Source organism: Streptomyces rapamycinicus NRRL 5491 (assembly GCF_024298965.1).
Classification (GTDB): domain Bacteria; phylum Actinomycetota; class Actinomycetes; order Streptomycetales; family Streptomycetaceae; genus Streptomyces; species Streptomyces rapamycinicus.
This window is the reverse complement of the sequence record NZ_CP085193.1, coordinates 7,450,458-7,467,269: the sequence shown is the minus strand read 5'-3', so window position 1 is coordinate 7,467,269 and position 16,812 is coordinate 7,450,458. Positions and strand designations below refer to the sequence as shown.

Here is a 16,812-nt window from a genome sequence, read left to right as displayed (position 1 = left end):
CTAGACACTCCGCTGCTCCACGTGCCGGGCCTGCTCCGCCTGCTTCCCGGGACGTCCTACGCGAACGACTCGTCCACCAGGGCCGCCACCGCCGCCCTTCCGCGGCCGTCCCGTCTCGTACGCGTGGAACGCCGCCCAGCAGATCAGCAGCGCCCCCGCGAACACCGGCAGCCAGCACAGCCGGGCGAGCACCCAGCCGGGTCCTTCGGGCACGGTGTGCAGCCCGGTCTGCGGTCCGGCGAGCCGCAGCGTGGTCACGCTGACCGCCATCATCGCGGTCTGGTGCCACAGGAAGACGGTCATCGCGGCGAGGTTGACCAGCGCCACCACCGCCCACGCGACGGGCCGCGCCAGCACCCGGCGCAGCGGGCCGCGCAGCAGCAGGGCCGCGCCGCACTGGGCGAGCCCGAAGGTGACGGCCGCCAGGGTGGGCGGGTTGAGGTTGGAGACCGGGGCGCCGGGCACCCCGACCATCGCCGCCGGATAGCCGCCGAACAGGACGAGCCCGGCGGTGACCGCCGCGCCCCCGGTCAGCAGCACCCACCCGGCCGTCCGCCCGCGCAGCCTGCCACGGCCCCAGGCGGCCCCCAGGCAGTACGGGACCAGCCAGCCCGCCGCCAGGTTGACCCAGCCGAGCCAGGCCGGGCCGTCGAAGCCGAACCGGATCAGGTCGACATGGAGCACGACCGCGAGCGGCCACAGCGGATGCAGCCGCGCCACCAGCGGGGTCGCGGCCGTGAGCGCCGCGTAGACCAGCAGGAACCACAGCGGGGACAGCACGAGTTTGAGCAGCGTGTGCACGGTCAGCAGGCTCACCCCGGCGCCGAGCAGCGCCCCCGCCGCCACGGCCCATACGGTGAGCACGGCGGCCACGGGCCGGAACAGCCGTACCAGCCGGGCGCGCAGCCACCGCCGGTAGGTGGTGCCACGGGCGCGGGCGCAGTCGTGGCTCTTGGCGCCCATCTGCCCGCCGACCAGGAAGAACACCGCGAGGGTCTGGAACACCCAGGAGACGGGGGTGAGTCCGGGCTGGTACTGCAGCGGGCTGGCCACGCGCAGCGTGCCGCTGTCGGCCACGAGGGCGGTCACCAGCCAGTGGCCGAGCACCACGCCGAGGATGGCGACGGCCCGCAGGCCGTCCACGGCGCGGTCGCGGCCGGACGGGGTGGCGGCCTCGATCCGCCGGGCGAGGTCACGTATGCGGACCGTCTCACGCGGCCGGGATGTCTCACGCATCGCGGCCCTCCACGATCCGGCCCATGCTCGCCAGGGCGGCGGACCCGGGCCTGAGGTAGTCGCTGTGCCCGACGTCCCCCGCGTCGAAGATCCGCGCGCCGAACCCCCGGGAGACCGGATCGGTCCCGAAGCCGACGGTCGTGGCCAGCAGCGGGATCCGCACATGCGGCACCCCGCCGATCCAGTCGTGCCCGCCCCGCCCGGCCCAGACGGTGGCCCGGGTGTGCAACTGCCGGGCGTCGTCGTACCCCGTCCCGGGGCTGCCGTACAGGACGATGTCAGCGGCGTTCAGCCCCCGGGCGGCCCGGGCGCAGACCACCGAGCCGTAGGAGTGGCACAGGAGCGAGATCCGCGCCCGGGGCATGGCCGCGTTCAACTCCCGTACGAACGCGGCCAGTCGGGGAGCGGCACCGGCGGCCCGGCCCGTGGTCAGCACCTCGGGCGCCACGGTGCCGGGCGTCTTGTACCCGAGCCAGCCGATGACGGCCGTACGGGGCCCGAGTTGACGGCTCAGCGCGAGCGCCCCGTCCCGGAACCGGCCGTACGTCTCCAGGTTGGTGTCCGACCCCGGCACCAGCACCGCGATGCGCGTGGCGCGCCCCAGATCCCCGTACACCTCGACGGCACGGCCCCCGTTCCGCCCGTCGAAGGACAGGAAGTGCCGCGACGCCCCGCGCATCTTCCGCAGCGCCCGCGCCCGCTTGCGGTCCCCGTGCCGGGCGGCCATCGCCTCGGCCGCCCGGATCCCCTCCCGGTTGGCCGCGTACCGGTGCTCAAGCCCCGCGACGCGCACCGGCCCGAGCGCCACCGGCGCGGGCGCGGGCACCTCACCGGGCCCGGCGGCCCCCATCAGGGGCACCACCACCGAGGCGGTGACGAGCGCCGCGAGCAGAGCGCGGCGAAGACGGGACGCCATGGCTGTTCCTTCCGTACCAACGGATGTCGTGAGTAAGGAAGTTATGGACCCGGCCGTGTGGTTGGCGTCCCACCGGGGAGTGCATCTCCGGGGTAGTCCCCAGGTATGACGGGTAGGGGGTGGGGCGGCGGTCGACGCGCCGCGCTCAGCCCGTGAGGTGGTCCAAGTCGCCCGCCTTGACGCTCACTATGAAGGCGGCGAGGCGGGTGGTGGTGCTGGTGAGTATGGTGCCGGGTTGGTCGCTTTCCCGTATGTGGACGGCGTGAGCGTCGCGTGCGACCTCGACGCAGTCGGGCCCCTGCCCGCCCGAGAACGTCGACTTCCGCCACTGGGTCGGAGCACTCATGGCCACACCTCTCACAGTTCCCGCGCGATGTGATGGATGAGCTGTCGCGATTCCTCCGTGTCGAGCGCCACGTCCTCGGCCTTGTCCAGCACCTCTCGATACCGCTGAAGCTCGGCCTCGGCGTCCGGGAATTGCCCGCCGCGTGCTATCGACCAGAACCGCGACCCCCGAACCGCATGCGCAGCGCCGCCCCTGGAAGAGAACGCGCGCGTAGTTCTCGGTCTGCAAGAGCCCCGGGATGACCATCGCCTGCATGGAGCGCAGGTACACCGCGCGATGTTCCATCTCGGCCACGTCCAGGAACCCCGGTGCGAGGACACCCCGGTACTCGTCCCACCAGAACTGACCTCGGTGCTCAGCCGCAATGACGCACAGGGCATCGACCAGCGCGGTGTCAGCGCATGCGTAAAAGCTTGCGAGACGGCGGATCCGTTCGTCGCTCACGCCCATGCGCCCCGACTCGATGTCGCTCATCCTGGCCTGGTCGACACCGAGCAGACCGGCAGGGGAGAGATCACCCATGAACGCACCCCACGACGAACTCGACCCCCACTACCGGCTACGTGCCCCCAAACATCCCCGAAACCGCCAAGGTCGCACGGGAGATGGTCTCGGGGCTGCTGTCGGCGACCGGACGCTCCTCCCTCATCGACCCCGCCCGCCTCCTCGTCTCCGAGCTGGTGTCGAACGTCCACCTGCACACCAGGGTCCCGCTCCTGATGCTGGAGGCAACGGTCCACGCGAACCAACTCCACGTATCCGTAAGAGACGAGGACCCCATGGGGGTGCCCCGCGCGACGGAACGCGCCACTCACGCCGAGCACGGCCGTGGATTACTCCTGGTCCAGGCGTACGCGGACTCGTGGGGCACGATCCGGCACGGCGGGCCGCACCCGCGCGGCAAGAGCGTGTGGTTCGCGCCGGCCGACCCGCCGCGCGACAGCGCCTACCGTTCCGGAACGTAAAAGCCCATGGTCGCCCGCGTCGTCGCCGCCGCAACCTCCGCCGGGGCCCCCGAGGCCTGGTACGCCGCGCCCCAGCGCTCGCTGCTGCGGGTCATGAACTCCCGCGCCTCGTCCGAGGCCTGCCACGCCTCCGGGTCGGCGGGCGCGCCTTCGCCCGTCAGGTGCAGGGTGAGGCCGAGCAGCGCGCCGTCCCAGCCGACGCCGACCGCGCCGGGTCCGAACTGGTCCCACATCTCGGGCGGTACGACGGCGATGTGCTCGAGTTCGAAGGCGGTCCGCTCCTCGCCTTCGGCGGTCAGCCGGACCTCGACCTCGCTGAAGCCGGGGTTCTCGCCGAACAGCCAGCTCACGGCGAGCAGCCTCGGGGGTTCACAGCGCAGGATCTCGCCGCCCGCGTTACCCGTCAGCTGGTAGTGGCCGCCGAGCTTGAGGTCGCCGCTCACCGGCAGGAACCAGCGGCTGATCCGCTCCGGGTCGGTGCACGCGTCCCAGACGTCCTCGATCGCGGCGTCGTAGCTGCGCCGCAGCAGGACGGTACGGGCCTCGCCGTCGGGCACCTCACGGGTGCCGACCTCGCGATGGACGTGGTTGATCTGGTCGACGATCTCGCTCATGAGTCATGTCTCCGCATCGGTTCCGCTGCCGCCGCCGCGCCCCTGGTCGAGCCGCCGCTGCCGCTTGCCCCGCGCCAGTTCCGTCCCCAGCGCGTCCAGCCGCTGCTCCCAGAAGCCCCGGAACCGGTCGAGCCAGCGGTCGACCTCCCGCAGGGGCGCGGCCTCGACGGCGTACAACCGCCGTGTGCCCTCGGCCCGTACGGAGGCGAATCCGGCCTCCCGTAACACCCGCAGATGCTGCGAGACGGCGGGCTGCGAGATGCCGAACTCGGCCCGGACGACGGAGCTGACCTCGCCGGAGGATCGCTCCCCCTCGGCGAGCAGCTCCAATATCCGGCGCCGGACGGGGTCCCCGAGGACATCGAGTGCGTGCACGCCCGGACTATGCCAGCCGTCGCTTATATAAGTCAACGCTTAACATGACTTCCCCGCGCGGCGAGGGTCAGCCGTCAGTCGGCTTCCCCAGGAGCTCGGAGGCGGCCTCGACGGCGCCGGACGCCGCGGCCGGGGGCGCCGCATGACAGGTGAAGCCGAGGCGCGTCATGGCCCGGGTCACCTCTCCCGCCGTGAAGTCGCGGCGGTCCTGGCGAGTGACCACCGCTCCGACCTGCTTGGCCGGGTAGACATGGCGGCCGATCTGGACCGACGGGCCGGTGATCGGTTCGGGGCTGACACCACTCATCGCGTCCGTCACCTCGCGCGCGGTCAGGTCGAAGGCGAAGTTGGCGATGATGCAACGCATGGCGCCCCCACGGGGAGAGAAGAGGAGTCGGAAGCACCAGCGTGTCACACCTCGAAGCGGGAGGGCACAGCCCGGCGGGAAAATCGCCCACCTGGTTCCGTCCGCTCCGGGGCCGTACGTGATAGGCTCTCCTTCAGTTGCAGTTTTGGTACCCATGGACTTTGTATGCGCCTGGCGGTATGTAGCCGCAGGCGCATTTCTTGTTTTTGCCGGTCATTTCCGGATGGGGTCATTTCGGCGACTCGGGATGCATTTCCCACGCATTCCGGACCGATCCCCATATAAAGGAGAAGGATATGGCTACTGGCACCGTGAAGTGGTTCAACGCGGAAAAGGGCTTCGGCTTCATCGAGCAGGACGGCGGCGGCGCCGACGTCTTCGCCCACTACTCGAACATCGCCACCAGCGGCTTCCGCGAGCTCCAGGAAGGCCAGAAGGTGACCTTCGACGTCACCCAGGGCCAGAAGGGCCCGCAGGCGGAGAACATCGTTCCCGCCTGATCGCAGCGCCTGTCACGAGCCGGGGCCCGTACCTGAAGGGGTGCGGGCCTCGGCTCGTATGCGTTTCCGCAGACCGCGCCCAGCAGAAGGCACCGCATTGAGCCGCTCCTCCCGCTCGTACCGCAAAAAACCGGCACCCTCCCGTTCCGCCGGCCATGGCCGCTCCGCCGACCGTGGCCGCACCCGCTCCACCGGCGGCAACAACGGCGGAAACGAATTCGCCCTGCCGCCCGGCTCCGCCCCGGTGCTGCCCGCCGTCACGTCGTTCTCCGAGCTCGACATGCCGGAGGAACTGCTCGCGGAGCTGACCCAGCAGGGTGTCACCGTGCCCTTCCCGATCCAGGCGGCCGCCCTCCCCAACGCCCTCACCGGCCGGGACGTCCTGGGCCGTGGCCGGACCGGCTCCGGCAAGACCCTCGCCTTCGGCCTCGCCCTGCTCGCCCGCACCGCCGGGCGGCGCGCCGAGCGCGGCCGCCCCCTCGCCCTGGTGCTGGTCCCCACCCGGGAGCTGGCCCAGCAGGTCACCGACGCGCTCACCCCCTATGCCCGGCGGCTGCGGCTGCGTCCGGCCACCGTGGTCGGCGGAATGTCGATCAACCGCCAGGCCGAGGCCCTGCGCGGCGGCGCGGAGGTGGTCATCGCGACCCCCGGACGCCTCCAGGACCTGATCGAACGCGGCGACTGCCGACTGGACCAGGTGCGCATCACGGTCCTCGACGAGGCCGACCAAATGGCCGACATGGGCTTCCTGCCCCAGGTGACCCGGCTGCTGCGGCAGGTCCCCGCCGACGGTCAGCGCCTGCTGTTCTCCGCGACCCTCGACCACAACGTCGGCCAGTTGGTGCGCCAGTTCCTCCACGACCCGGCCGTGCACTCGCTCGACCCGTCCGCCGGTGCCGTCACCACGATGGAGCACCATGTGCTGCACATCGCGGACACCGACAAGCGCTCCGTCGTCACCCGGGTCGCCGCCAGGGACGGCCGCGTCATCCTGTTCCTGGACACCAAGCGCGGCGTCGACCGGCTGACCCGGCATCTGCTGACCAGCGGCGTACGGGCGGCCGCGCTGCACGGCGGCAAGTCCCAGCCGCAGCGCACCCGGACCCTGGAGCACTTCAAGTCCGGCCATGTCACCGTGCTGGTGGCCACGAACGTCGCCGCCCGGGGCATCCATGTGGACGATCTCGACCTCGTCGTCAACGTCGACCCGCCCGCCGACCACAAGGACTATCTGCACCGTGGCGGCCGTACCGCCCGTGCGGGCGGATCCGGCAGCGTCATCACGCTGGTCACTCCGGACCAGCGCCGGGACATGGTCCGTCTCATGGCCGACGCGGGCATCACCCCCCGGACCGCCCGGGTCCACTCCGCCGACCCCGAGCTCACCCGTATCACCGGAGCGCAGGATCCCTCCGGTGTTCCCGTGATCATCAGCGCTCCCGTGCCGCCGCAGCCACAGCGTGCGGGCCGGGCCGCCCGTCGCCCCGCCAGGAGCCGTCGGCCCCGCCGTTAGGCCGGTGCGGGGCCGGGCCCGGGCAGGACTCGTCCACGGCCCGGGCGGCGGACGTCCGGCATTTCGCCATGATCGTGTCACGCCCGACCGGCGGTGGATGTCCCCATTACCCCCCCGGAGAGGCGACAATGGGCCACATGCCGATACCCAGCGCCGTGCCCAGCCGTGCCGAACTGATCGACCATCTCGTCCGTACGCGCATCGCGGGCGATGTCGCCACCCCTCGTGAGAACAACCTCTCCCACTACCGCAAGCTCGCGAACGGCGACCGCCACTACTGGCTGGGCCTGGAGCTGGGCGACCGCTGGACCGATGAGCAGGACGTACTGGCGGTCATGGCCGAGCGCTGCGGCGTGGTGGACGACCCGCAGCACCGCTCGGGGCAGGACACCATCGACCCGGAGCTGACCGTCGGCGCGCTGGACCGGATGGCGTCGGTGCTGCGGAAGGCGGCGGAGGCGAACGAGCGGGTGCTGTTCGCCACCGGGCACCCGGGCGGGCTGCTGGAGGTCCACCGGGCCACGGCGGCGGCGCTGCGGGCCGCCGGGTGCGAGATCGTGGAGATTCCGGGCGGGCTGCAGGCGGACGAGGGGTATGTCTTCCAGTTCTGCGATGTGGCGATGCTGGAGCGTGGCGCCACGCTGTGGCACACCCACTCCCCCGCGCCCATGGCGGCGATCCTCGACGGGCTGGCCCACGAGGGGCGGCCGCTGCCCGATCTGGTGGTCGCCGACCACGGCTGGGCCGGGTGCGCGGGGCAGCGGGGCATCGACGCGGTGGGCTACGCGGACTGCAACGACCCGGCGCTCTTCCTCGGCGAGTCCGAGGGCACGCTGTCGGCGGTGGTCCCCCTGGACGACCACGTCACCAACCCGAGGTTCTACGACGCGATGACGGCGTACCTGCTGGACGCGGCGGGGCTGACGGCCCAGTTCTGACGGCCTGGTCCTGACGGCCCGGTTTCCGACGGCTCCGGGCCGCCGCCCGCCGCGGTCACTTCTTCCCGCGCGGCACCCGCATGACCCCTTCCTGGATCACGGAGACGGCCAGCCGCCCGTCGGCGGTGAAGATGCGGCCCTTGGCGAGCCCGCGGCCGCCGGACGCGGAGGGGCTCTCCTGGTCGTACAGCAGCCAGTCGTCCACCCGGAACGGCCGGTGGAACCACATGGCGTGATCCAGGCTGGCACCGACGATGTCGCCTACCGCCCAGCCGCCGCGCCCATGGGCGAGCAGGATGGAGTCCAGCAGCGTCATATCGGACACATAGGTCGCCAGGCAGACGTGGAGCAGCGGGTGGTCGGCGACGCCGTCCAGTTTGCCGTTGGTCCGGAACCAAACCTGCGACTTGGGCTCACGCGGCCGTCCGACGCTGCCGAAGGGCGGCTCGTCCACGTACCGCAGATCGATCGAGGCCCGCGCCTGGAGCATCCGCTGGGCCACCCCGGGGCTGAAGAGGTGCTCATAGCGGGGCAGCAGCTCATCGGCGGTGGGCAGGGTGAGCGGGTCGGGGACGTCCGGCATCGGCTCCTGGTGCTCGAGGCCGTCCTCGTGCAGTTGGAAGGAGGCCGAGAGATGGAAGATCGGCTGCCCGTGCTGGACGGCGACCACCCGGCGGGTGGTGAAGGAGTGGCCGTCCCGGATCCGGTCGACGGTGTAGACGATGGGCGCCCCGGGGTCGCCGGGCCGCAGGAAGTACGCGTGCAGCGAATGCGCCGAGCGGTCCGCGGGCACGGTACGGCCCGCGGCGACCAGGGCCTGGGCGGCGACCTGGCCGCCGAAGACCCGCGGTACGAGGGGTGCGGCGTCGCTGGTGCCGCGGAAGATGTCCTCCTCGATCTGCTCGAGGTCGAGCAGATCGAGAAGGCCCTGAAGTGCGTCATTCATGATTCAAGCAGTCTTGCAGACCCGTATTGCGGTCCCGTTGCCGCTGGTCATGACGGCCGTCACAGACCCATGGATTTGGCGACGATGGACCGCATGACCTCGCTGGTGCCGCCGTAGATCCGGTTGACGCGGGTGTCCGCGTACAGCCGGGCGATGGGGTACTCCATCATGTAGCCGTAGCCGCCGTGGAGCTGCAGGCACCGGTCGATGACGACGGCGGCGCGCTCGGTGGTGAAGAGCTTGGCGGAGGCGGCGTCGGCGGCGGTCAGCTCACCGGCGTCGTGCGCGTCCAGGGCCCGGTCCACGACCGCCTCGAGCGCGTCCACCTCGGACTTGCAGTCGGCGAGCACGAACTTGGTGTTCTGGAACGACGCCACCGGCTGGCCGAAGACGGTGCGGTCCCGGACGTACTCGGTGGCGAACCGTACGGCCGCCGCGGCCTGCGCGTACGCCCCGACGGCGATCCCCAGGCGCTCCTGCGGCAGATTGTGGGCGAGGTAGCCGAACGCCTTGCCCTCCTCGCCCAGCAGGTCCTCCACCGGCACCTTGACGTCGGTGAAGGAGAGCTCGGCGGTGTCGGAGGTCTTCAGGCCCAGCTTCTCCAGCTTGCGGCCGACCGCGTAGCCCTCGCTCTTGGTGTCCACCACGAGGATGGATATGCCGCCGCGGCGGTCCTCGGGGGTGGGCGGGGCGGTGCGGGCGCAGACCAGCACCCGGTCGGCCAGGACGCCGCCGGTGATGAAGGTCTTGGCGCCGTTGAGGACGTAGTGGGTGCCGTCCTCGGAGAGCTTGGCGGTGGTCTTCATGCCCGCCAGGTCGGAGCCGGTGCCGGGCTCGGTCATGGCGATGGCGGTCATCATGTCGCCGGAGACGAAGGAGGGCAGCCAGCGGCGCTTCTGCTCCTCGTTGGCGTACTTGAGGAGGTACGGCAGGCACAGCGCGGTGTGGACACTGCTGCCACCGAAGCTGACTCCGGCGCGGGCGGTCTCCTCGGTGATGACGGCGTTGAACTTGAAGCTGGTCTCGCCGGCCCCGCCGTACTCCTCGGGCACCTCGATGCCGAAGACACCGAGCTCACCGAGCTTCTTGTAGAACTCGCGCGGGGCCTGGCCGGCCTCCCGCCACTCGTCGTAGTACGGCACGACCTCGGCCGCGATGAAGTCGCGGATGGTCTCCCGGAACGCCTCGTGGTCCTCGTTGAACACCGTACGGCGCATATTGGCGCGGCCCTCCTCGCGGCTAAGCCGCCGCCGCTCTCGCGGATCCGCCCGGCCGCCGTCGTGATTCCTCAATTGATGGCTTGGCAGCACTCACCTAAGCGCTTGCTCAGTGAAAGCTACCCGCCAGTTACCCAGCCTGTCCAGCCTCTACAGGGCTCGGTTCACAGCCGAAGGGGCGCGCCATCCGCACCATGGGCGCCGTCGAAAGCACCCAGGGCCAGGCGGTGCAGCAGGGCGGCGGTGGCCGCGCGCCCCGGGAGGGCTCCGGGGCGGCCGAGGTGGGGCGTGGAGTTGAGCAGCCCGAAGACCGCGTGGACACACGCGCGGGCCTCGGCCTCGGCGAGCCGGGGGTAGACCTTCCGCACCACCTCGACCCACAGCTCCACGTACTGCCGCTGGAGGGAGCGCACCAGCTTGCGGTCGGTGTCCCGGAGCCGGTCGAGCTCGCGGTCGTGGAGGATGATCAGCGGGCGGTCGTCGAGGGCGAAGTCGATATGCCCCTCGATCAGCGAGTCCAGCACCTCAGCGGGGGCGCACCCGGCCCCCTCCCCCTCCGCGGCCCGCCGCTTGCCGCCCGTCAGCAGCCGGCCGCTGATCCCGACGAGCAGCTCGGCCAGCATCGCCTCCTTGCCGGGGAAGTGGCGGTAGAGACCGGGGCCGCTGATGCCGACCGCGGCGCCTATCTCATCGACGCCGACGCCGTGGAAGCCACGCTCGGCGAAGAGGCGGGCGGCCTCCTTGAGGATCTGCTCACGGCGGCTCGGGGCGGGTGCTTGCGTGCTCATGGATTCAATTCTAGACAGCGGGGTTAGTGGTCGTTAACCTGGTGGGGAGTAGTTAACGTTCACTAACGGTACCGAGCGGGACCGAGCGAGGGGGCTCGTAGCCATGGAGCAGGCACCGGCACTGCGCAGCGGCGCCGACCCGGGGTCCGAGGCCTGGAAGGCCAACGAGGCCGGGCACCGCGAGCTGGCCGCGCGGCTGCGCGAGAAGCTGGCCGTGGCGCGGCTGGGCGGCGGGGATAAGGCGCGGGCGCGGCACACCGCGCGCGGCAAGCTGCTGCCGCGCGACCGGGTGGACACACTGCTGGATCCGGGGTCGCCGTTCCTGGAGCTGGCACCGCTCGCGGCCGAGGGGATGTACGAGGGCCAGGCCCCGGCGGCGGGGGTGATCGCCGGGATCGGGCGGGTGTCGGGCCGTGAGGTGGTCGTCGTCGCCAATGACGCCACGGTCAAGGGCGGCACGTACTACCCGATGACGGTGAAGAAGCATCTGCGCGCCCAGGAGGTCGCGCTGGAGAACCGCCTGCCGTGTGTCTATCTGGTCGACTCCGGCGGCGCCTTCCTCCCCATGCAGGACGAGGTCTTCCCGGACCGCGACCACTTCGGGCGGATCTTCTACAACCAGGCGCGGCTGTCCGGCTCCGGGATTCCGCAGGTCGCGGCCGTGATGGGATCCTGCACGGCGGGCGGGGCGTATGTCCCGGCGATGAGCGACGAGGCCGTGATCGTGCGCGGGCAGGGCACGATCTTCCTGGGCGGGCCGCCGCTGGTGAAGGCGGCCACCGGTGAGGTGGTCTCGGCGGAGGAACTGGGCGGCGGCGAGGTCCACTCCCGGGTCTCGGGCGTGACCGACCACCTGGCCGAGGACGACCCCCACGCGCTGCGGATCGTCCGCTCCGTCGTCGCCACCCTGCCGCCGTCCCCGATGCGGCAGGGGTCGCCGCCGTGGCCGCTGGAGCCCTCCGAGGAGCCCGCGGTGGACCCGGCGGGGCTCTACGGGGCGGTCCCGGTCGACTCGCGCACGCCGTACGACGTGCGGGAGGTCATCGCGCGGGTGGTGGACGGCTCGCGGTTCGCCGAGTTCAAGGCCGAGTTCGGCACCACGCTGGTCACGGGCTTCGCGCGGATCATGGGCCACCCGGTGGGCATCGTCGCCAACAACGGCATCCTGTTCTCCGAATCGGCCCAGAAGGGCGCCCACTTCATCGAGCTGTGCGACCAGCGCGGCATCCCCCTGGTCTTCCTGCAGAACATCTCGGGGTTCATGGTGGGCCGCAGCTATGAGGCGGGCGGTATCGCCAAGCACGGCGCCAAGATGGTCACCGCCGTGGCCTGCACCCGCGTCCCCAAGCTCACAGTCGTCATCGGCGGTTCCTACGGCGCGGGCAACTACTCGATGTGCGGCCGGGCCTATTCGCCGCGCTTCCTGTGGATGTGGCCCAACGCCAAGATCTCGGTGATGGGCGGTGAGCAGGCCGCCTCCGTGCTCGCCACCGTCAAGCGCGACCAGATGGAGGCGCGCGGGGAGGAGTGGAGCGCCGAGGACGAGGAGGCGTTCCGGGCCCCGGTCCGCCAGCAGTACGAGGCGCAGGGAAACGCCTACTACGCCACGGCCCGGCTGTGGGACGACGGTGTGATCGACCCCCTGGAGACCCGTACGGTGCTCGGCCTCGCCCTTACGGCCTGCGCCAACGCACCGCTGCCCGGCCGTACGGCCACCGAGCCCGCGGCGCCCGGCTACGGCGTCTTCCGGATGTGAGGGAGATGCACCCGATGAGTGGCATGAGCGGTACGAAGACGACCGGCCCGTCGCCCGCGATGTTCGACACCGTCCTGGTGGCCAACCGCGGTGAGATCGCCGTACGGGTCATCCGCACCCTGCGGCGGCTCGGAGTGCGCTCGGTCGCCGTCTACAGCGACGCCGACGCGGACGCCCGCCATGTGCGCGAGGCGGACACGGCGGTGCGGATCGGCCCCGCCCCCGCCGCGGAGAGCTATCTGTCCATCGAGCGGCTGCTGGAGGCCGCCGCGCGCACCGGCGCCCAGGCTGTCCACCCCGGCTATGGATTCCTCGCGGAGAACGGGGCGTTCGCCCGCGCCTGCGCCGACGCCGGGCTCGCCTTCATCGGCCCGCCCGCCGGGGCCATCGAGCTGATGGGCGACAAGATCCGCGCCAAGGAGACCGTGCGCGCGGCCGGGGTGCCGGTGGTGCCGGGCTCCTCGGGCAGCGGGCTGACGGACGAGCAGCTCACCGCCGCCGCCCGCGAGATCGGGATGCCGGTGCTGCTGAAGCCCTCGGCGGGCGGCGGCGGCAAGGGCATGCGGCTGGTCCGCGACGAGGCGCTGCTCGGCGACGAGATCGCCGCCGCCCGGCGGGAGGCGCGCGGCGCCTTCGGCGATGACACGCTGCTGGTGGAGCGCTGGATCGACCGGCCCCGGCACATCGAGATCCAGGTGCTGGCGGACGGCCAGGGGCACGTGGTCCACCTCGGGGAGCGCGAGTGCTCGCTGCAGCGCCGCCATCAGAAGATCATCGAGGAGGCGCCCAGCCCGCTGCTGGACGAGGCCACCCGGGCGCGGATGGGCGAGGCCGCGGTGGCCGCCGCCCGGTCGTGCGGCTATGTGGGCGCGGGCACGGTCGAGTTCATCGTGCCGGGCGACGATCCGTCCGCGTACTGCTTCATGGAGATGAACACCCGCCTCCAGGTGGAGCATCCGGTCACCGAGCTGACGGTGTCGGTCGGCGGGCGGCCCGGTCTTGACCTGGTGGAGTGGCAGCTGCGCGTCGCCGCGGGCGAGCCGCTGCCCTTCGGGCAGGACGGCATCGCCTCCGCGGGCCACGCCGTGGAGGCCCGTATCTGCGCCGAGACCGCCCGCGCGGCGGCCGACGGCCGGGTGGACTTCCTGCCCTCGGCCGGGACCGTACTGGCGCTGGACGAGCCGGAGGGCGAGGGGGTGCGGGTCGACTCCGGGCTGAGCCGGGGCACCGAGGTCGGCACGGTCTACGACCCGATGCTCGCCAAGGTCATCGCCCATGGCCCCGACCGCCCCACCGCCCTGCGCCGGCTGCGCGCCGCCCTCGGCTCCCTGACCGTCCTCGGCGTGGACACCAACACGGGCTTCCTGCGCCGTCTGGCCGCCCACCCCGCGGTCGCCTCGGGCGAGCTCGACACGGGCCTGGTCGACCGCGCGGCGGCCCAGCTGATCCCGGCGGCCATACCGGAAGAGGTCTACGCGACGGCGGCCCTGCTGCGCCAGGCGGCCCTGGAGCCCGCCACTCCGCGTGGCGATGGATCCGGCGGGCGCCCGGAGCCCGGCGGCTCCGGCCTCGGCGGCCCGGCCGCGGGCGTATGGGTCGACCCGTTCTCGGTGCCCACCGGCTGGCGCCTAGGCGGCGCCCCCGCCTGGACGGTCCACCGCCTCCGCGTAGCGGGCCACCCCCCGGTGACGGTCCGCGTACGCGGCCGCGCCCACGACGCGGAACTCCGCATCGAGCACCCCGACGACGCGGCCCACGCCGCCGGTGCCGACGCGGGCGCCACCCTACGGGCACGCCTCATTGCCCTCGAAGAGGGCTCCGTGCTGCTGGACCTCGACGGGGTCACCCATCGCTTCCGGCATGCCGCGCACGGCGCGAGCCACTGGCTGGGGCGGGACGGGGACGCCTGGCGCGTGGTCGGGCACGACCCCGTGGAGGAGGCGCTGCGCGGCGGGGCCGCCGCGGCGCACGCCGGGGAGCTGACCGCGCCCATGCCCGGCACCGTCACCGTCGTGAAGGCGGCCGTCGGCGACGAGGTCACCGCGGGTCAGGGCCTGCTGGTGGTCGAGGCGATGAAGATGGAGCACCTCATCTCCGCGCCGCACGACGGCACCGTCACCGAGCTCGAGGTGACCCCCGGCAGCACGGTCGCCATGGATCAGCTGCTGGCGGTCGTCACCCCGCACGAGCCGCGGCAGAGCGAGGAGCGTGAGTGATGACCCTCCCCATGACCGTCCCGGCCCCCGGGCTGCCCACCCGGGTCCGGATCCACGAGGTGGGCCCCCGGGACGGGTTGCAGAACGAGAAGGCGCTGGTCCCGGCGGCCATCAAGGCCGAGTTCATCCACCGGCTCGCCGAGGCGGGCCTCACCACCATCGAGGCCACCAGCTTCGTCCACCCCAAGTGGGTGCCCCAACTGGCCGACGCCGAGGAGCTGATGCCGCTCATCGACGACGTGGACGCCCGGCTCCCCGTGCTCGTGCCCAATGAGCGCGGGCTGGACCGCGCCCTCGCGCTGGGCGCGCGCGAGATCGCCGTCTTCGCCAGCGCCACGGAGTCCTTCGCCAAGGCCAACCTGAACCGCACGGTGGACGGCGCGCTGGAGATGTTCGAACCGGTCGTCACCAAGGCCAAGGACGCGGGCGTGGCCGTGCGCGGCTATCTGTCGATGTGCTTCGGCGACCCGTGGGAGGGCCCGGTCCCGATCTCCCAGACCGTCTCGGTCAGCCGCCGTCTGATGGACATGGGATGCGACGAGATCAGCCTCGGCGACACCATCGGCGTGGCCACCCCGGGCCATGTGCGGGAGCTGCTGGACACGCTCAACGAGGCGGGCGTCGCCGACGAGCGGCTGGCCGTGCACTTCCACGACACCTACGGCCAGGCCCTCGCCAACACCCTCGCCGCGCTCGAGCACGGCGTGACCACCGTCGACGCCTCCGCCGGAGGCCTCGGCGGCTGTCCGTACGCCAAGAGCGCCACCGGCAATCTCGCCACCGAAGACCTCGTGTGGATGCTCGACGGCCTCGGCATCGAGACCGGGGTCGACATCGGCCGTCTCACCGCCACGAGCGTGTGGATGGCCCGGCATCTGGGCCGGCCCAGCCCGTCCCGCACCGTCCGCGCCCTCTCCCAGAAGGAGATCTGAGCCATGCCGATCGACCACCGACTCAGCCCCGAACACGAGGAACTGCGCCGCACCGTCGAGGCGTTCGCGCATGATGTGGTCGCCCCCAAGATCGGGGAGTACTGGGAGCACCATGAGTTCCCGTACGAGATCATCCGCGAGATGGGCCGGATGGGTCTGTTCGGCCTGCCCTTCCCGGAGGAGTACGGCGGTATGGGCGGGGACTACTTCGCGCTCTGCCTCGCCCTGGAGGAGCTGGCCCGGGTGGACTCCTCGGTGGCGATCACCCTGGAGGCGGGGGTCTCGCTCGGCGCGATGCCGATCTTCCTCTACGGCACGGAGGAGCAGAAGCGCACCTGGCTGCCGGGGCTCTGCTCCGGGGAGACCCTGGGCGCGTTCGGCCTGACCGAGCCCGGCGGCGGTTCGGACGCGGGCGCCACCCGCACCACGGCCCGGCTGGACGAGGCCACGGGCGAGTGGGTGATCAACGGCACCAAGTGCTTCATCACCAACTCCGGTACGGACATCACCGCGATGGTCACCGTCACCGCCGTCACCGGCCGCAAGGAGGACGGCCGCCCCGAGATCTCCTCGATCATCGTGCCGTCCGGCACCCCCGGCTTCAGCGTGGCCGCCCCCTACTCCAAGGTGGGGTGGAACGCCTCGGACACCCGCGAGCTGTCCTTCGCCGACTGCCGGGTCCCGGCCGCGAACCTGCTGGGCGCGGAGGGCCGGGGCTACGCCCAGTTCCTGCGGATACTGGACGAGGGCCGGATCGCGATCTCCGCCCTGGCCACCGGGCTCGCCCAGGGCTGTGTGGACGAGTCGGTGTCGTACGCCAGGACCCGTGAGGCGTTCGGCCGCCCCATCGGCGCCAACCAGGCGATCCAGTTCAAGCTGGCCGACATGGAGATGCGCGCCCATATGGCCCGGGTGGCCTGGCGCGACGCGGCGTCCCGGCTGGTGCTCGGCGAGCCGTTCAAGAAGGAGGCGGCGATCGCGAAGCTCTACTCCTCCGAGGTCGCGGTGGACAACGCCCGCGAGGCCACCCAGATCCACGGTGGCTACGGCTTCATGAACGAGTATCCGGTGGCCCGGATGTGGCGTGACTCCAAGATCCTGGAGATCGGCGAGGGCACCAGCGAGGTCCAGCGCACGCTGATCGCCCGAGAGCTGGGGTTCGCGAGCTGAGCCGGTGATCGAGCCGC

The 16,812-nt window shown here is 71.9% G+C and carries 17 protein-coding genes and 1 pseudogene; 8 read left to right on the top strand and 10 right to left on the bottom strand.

The window, feature by feature from the left end:
• The 4 genes and pseudogenes from LIV37_RS31565 to LIV37_RS53065 all read right to left on the bottom strand — a co-directional run.
• Entirely contained in the window at positions 1-1,236 is a 1,236-nt protein-coding gene (locus LIV37_RS31565) for an acyltransferase family protein (RefSeq protein WP_020871145.1), read from the bottom strand.
• On the bottom strand, positions 1,229-2,152 hold the full coding sequence (locus LIV37_RS31560) for an alpha/beta hydrolase (protein WP_020871144.1): 924 nt from the start codon (positions 2,150-2,152) through the stop codon (positions 1,229-1,231). Before LIV37_RS31560 ends, LIV37_RS31565 begins: the two co-directional genes overlap by 8 nt.
• A 145-nt stretch (positions 2,153-2,297) precedes the next feature.
• Positions 2,298-2,498 carry a DUF397 domain-containing protein gene (locus tag LIV37_RS31555; protein ID WP_148717786.1) on the bottom strand — a complete coding sequence of 67 codons (201 nt, stop codon included), beginning with the start codon at positions 2,496-2,498 and terminating at the stop codon, positions 2,298-2,300.
• A 159-nt stretch (positions 2,499-2,657) separates the two neighbouring features.
• Positions 2,658-2,744 (bottom strand): annotated as a pseudogene (locus LIV37_RS53065) (hypothetical protein); the annotation flags it as partial.
• 317 nt (positions 2,745-3,061) lie between these two features.
• On the opposite strand from LIV37_RS53065, the gene LIV37_RS31545 reads away from it, so the two are divergent.
• On the top strand, positions 3,062-3,463 hold the full coding sequence (locus LIV37_RS31545) for an ATP-binding protein (protein WP_148717787.1): 402 nt from the start codon (positions 3,062-3,064) through the stop codon (positions 3,461-3,463).
• Here LIV37_RS31545 and LIV37_RS31540 read toward each other — a convergent pair.
• The 3 genes from LIV37_RS31540 to LIV37_RS31530 form a co-directional block, all read right to left on the bottom strand.
• A complete protein-coding gene (locus tag LIV37_RS31540; protein ID WP_020871141.1) occupies positions 3,445-4,077 on the bottom strand; it encodes an SRPBCC family protein in 633 nt (210 codons plus the stop codon). The two genes, LIV37_RS31545 and LIV37_RS31540, sit on opposite strands and share 19 nt — an antisense overlap.
• A gap of 3 nt (positions 4,078-4,080) precedes the next feature.
• Positions 4,081-4,452, bottom strand: a complete 372-nt coding sequence (locus tag LIV37_RS31535) for an ArsR/SmtB family transcription factor (protein WP_020871140.1) — start codon at positions 4,450-4,452, stop codon at positions 4,081-4,083.
• A 67-nt stretch (positions 4,453-4,519) separates the two neighbouring features.
• Entirely contained in the window at positions 4,520-4,819 is a 300-nt protein-coding gene (locus LIV37_RS31530) for an SCO5918 family protein (protein WP_020871139.1), read from the bottom strand.
• A 296-nt stretch (positions 4,820-5,115) separates the two neighbouring features.
• Between LIV37_RS31530 and LIV37_RS31525 the strand changes: the two genes are divergently transcribed.
• From LIV37_RS31525 to LIV37_RS31515, 3 genes are all read left to right on the top strand, one after another.
• Positions 5,116-5,319, top strand: a complete 204-nt coding sequence (locus LIV37_RS31525) for a cold-shock protein (protein ID WP_020871138.1) — start codon at positions 5,116-5,118, stop codon at positions 5,317-5,319.
• A 58-nt stretch (positions 5,320-5,377) separates the two neighbouring features.
• Positions 5,378-6,832, top strand: coding sequence for a DEAD/DEAH box helicase (locus LIV37_RS31520; protein ID WP_121824282.1), 1,455 nt, complete (start codon positions 5,378-5,380; stop codon positions 6,830-6,832).
• Positions 6,833-6,960: 128 nt separating this feature from the next.
• A complete protein-coding gene (locus LIV37_RS31515; protein WP_020871136.1) occupies positions 6,961-7,770 on the top strand; it encodes a phosphatase in 810 nt (269 codons plus the stop codon).
• A 55-nt stretch (positions 7,771-7,825) separates the two neighbouring features.
• Here the strand turns inward: LIV37_RS31515 and LIV37_RS31510 are convergent, their stop codons facing one another.
• The 3 genes from LIV37_RS31510 to LIV37_RS31500 all read right to left on the bottom strand — a co-directional run bounded on the left by LIV37_RS31510 (position 7,826) and on the right by LIV37_RS31500 (position 10,721).
• Positions 7,826-8,716 (bottom strand): acyl-CoA thioesterase, encoded by an 891-nt coding sequence (locus LIV37_RS31510; RefSeq protein WP_020871135.1) that lies wholly within the window; start codon positions 8,714-8,716, stop codon positions 7,826-7,828.
• A 59-nt stretch (positions 8,717-8,775) separates the two neighbouring features.
• On the bottom strand, positions 8,776-9,933 hold the full coding sequence (locus LIV37_RS31505; RefSeq protein WP_020871134.1) for an acyl-CoA dehydrogenase family protein: 1,158 nt from the start codon (positions 9,931-9,933) through the stop codon (positions 8,776-8,778).
• A gap of 164 nt (positions 9,934-10,097) precedes the next feature.
• On the bottom strand, positions 10,098-10,721 hold the full coding sequence (locus tag LIV37_RS31500) for an SACE_7040 family transcriptional regulator (protein ID WP_020871133.1): 624 nt from the start codon (positions 10,719-10,721) through the stop codon (positions 10,098-10,100).
• Between the two features lie 103 nt (positions 10,722-10,824).
• On the opposite strand from LIV37_RS31500, the gene LIV37_RS31495 reads away from it, so the two are divergent.
• The 4 genes from LIV37_RS31495 to LIV37_RS31480 are packed head-to-tail and all read left to right on the top strand — an operon-like array spanning position 10,825 to position 16,795.
• Positions 10,825-12,477: a carboxyl transferase domain-containing protein gene (locus LIV37_RS31495; protein WP_020871132.1), complete on the top strand. Its 1,653-nt coding sequence runs from the start codon at positions 10,825-10,827 to the stop codon at positions 12,475-12,477.
• Between the two features lie 59 nt (positions 12,478-12,536).
• Positions 12,537-14,693: an acetyl/propionyl/methylcrotonyl-CoA carboxylase subunit alpha gene (locus LIV37_RS31490; RefSeq protein WP_121825157.1), complete on the top strand. Its 2,157-nt coding sequence runs from the start codon at positions 12,537-12,539 to the stop codon at positions 14,691-14,693.
• Positions 14,693-15,625, top strand: a complete 933-nt coding sequence (locus LIV37_RS31485; RefSeq protein WP_020871130.1) for a hydroxymethylglutaryl-CoA lyase — start codon at positions 14,693-14,695, stop codon at positions 15,623-15,625. Before LIV37_RS31490 ends, LIV37_RS31485 begins: the two co-directional genes overlap by 1 nt.
• A 3-nt stretch (positions 15,626-15,628) precedes the next feature.
• On the top strand, positions 15,629-16,795 hold the full coding sequence (locus LIV37_RS31480) for an acyl-CoA dehydrogenase family protein (RefSeq protein ID WP_020871129.1): 1,167 nt from the start codon (positions 15,629-15,631) through the stop codon (positions 16,793-16,795).
• Positions 16,796-16,812 lie beyond the last annotated feature (17 nt).

Coding starts and splice junctions, on each gene's coding strand:
- LIV37_RS31565 (WP_020871145.1), bottom strand. CDS start 1,236: ATGCGTGAGACATCCCGGCCGCGTGAGACGGTCCGCATACGTGACCTC.
- LIV37_RS31560 (WP_020871144.1), bottom strand. CDS start 2,152: ATGGCGTCCCGTCTTCGCCGCGCTCTGCTCGCGGCGCTCGTCACCGCC.
- LIV37_RS31555 (WP_148717786.1), bottom strand. CDS start 2,498: ATGAGTGCTCCGACCCAGTGGCGGAAGTCGACGTTCTCGGGCGGGCAG.
- LIV37_RS31540 (WP_020871141.1), bottom strand. CDS start 4,077: ATGAGCGAGATCGTCGACCAGATCAACCACGTCCATCGCGAGGTCGGC.
- LIV37_RS31530 (WP_020871139.1), bottom strand. CDS start 4,819: ATGCGTTGCATCATCGCCAACTTCGCCTTCGACCTGACCGCGCGCGAG.
- LIV37_RS31525 (WP_020871138.1), top strand. CDS start 5,116: ATGGCTACTGGCACCGTGAAGTGGTTCAACGCGGAAAAGGGCTTCGGC.
- LIV37_RS31520 (WP_121824282.1), top strand. CDS start 5,378: ATGCGTTTCCGCAGACCGCGCCCAGCAGAAGGCACCGCATTGAGCCGC.
- LIV37_RS31515 (WP_020871136.1), top strand. CDS start 6,961: ATGGGCCACATGCCGATACCCAGCGCCGTGCCCAGCCGTGCCGAACTG.
- LIV37_RS31510 (WP_020871135.1), bottom strand. CDS start 8,716: ATGAATGACGCACTTCAGGGCCTTCTCGATCTGCTCGACCTCGAGCAG.
- LIV37_RS31505 (WP_020871134.1), bottom strand. CDS start 9,933: ATGCGCCGTACGGTGTTCAACGAGGACCACGAGGCGTTCCGGGAGACC.
- LIV37_RS31500 (WP_020871133.1), bottom strand. CDS start 10,721: ATGAGCACGCAAGCACCCGCCCCGAGCCGCCGTGAGCAGATCCTCAAG.
- LIV37_RS31495 (WP_020871132.1), top strand. CDS start 10,825: ATGGAGCAGGCACCGGCACTGCGCAGCGGCGCCGACCCGGGGTCCGAG.
- LIV37_RS31490 (WP_121825157.1), top strand. CDS start 12,537: ATGTTCGACACCGTCCTGGTGGCCAACCGCGGTGAGATCGCCGTACGG.
- LIV37_RS31485 (WP_020871130.1), top strand. CDS start 14,693: ATGACCCTCCCCATGACCGTCCCGGCCCCCGGGCTGCCCACCCGGGTC.
- LIV37_RS31480 (WP_020871129.1), top strand. CDS start 15,629: ATGCCGATCGACCACCGACTCAGCCCCGAACACGAGGAACTGCGCCGC.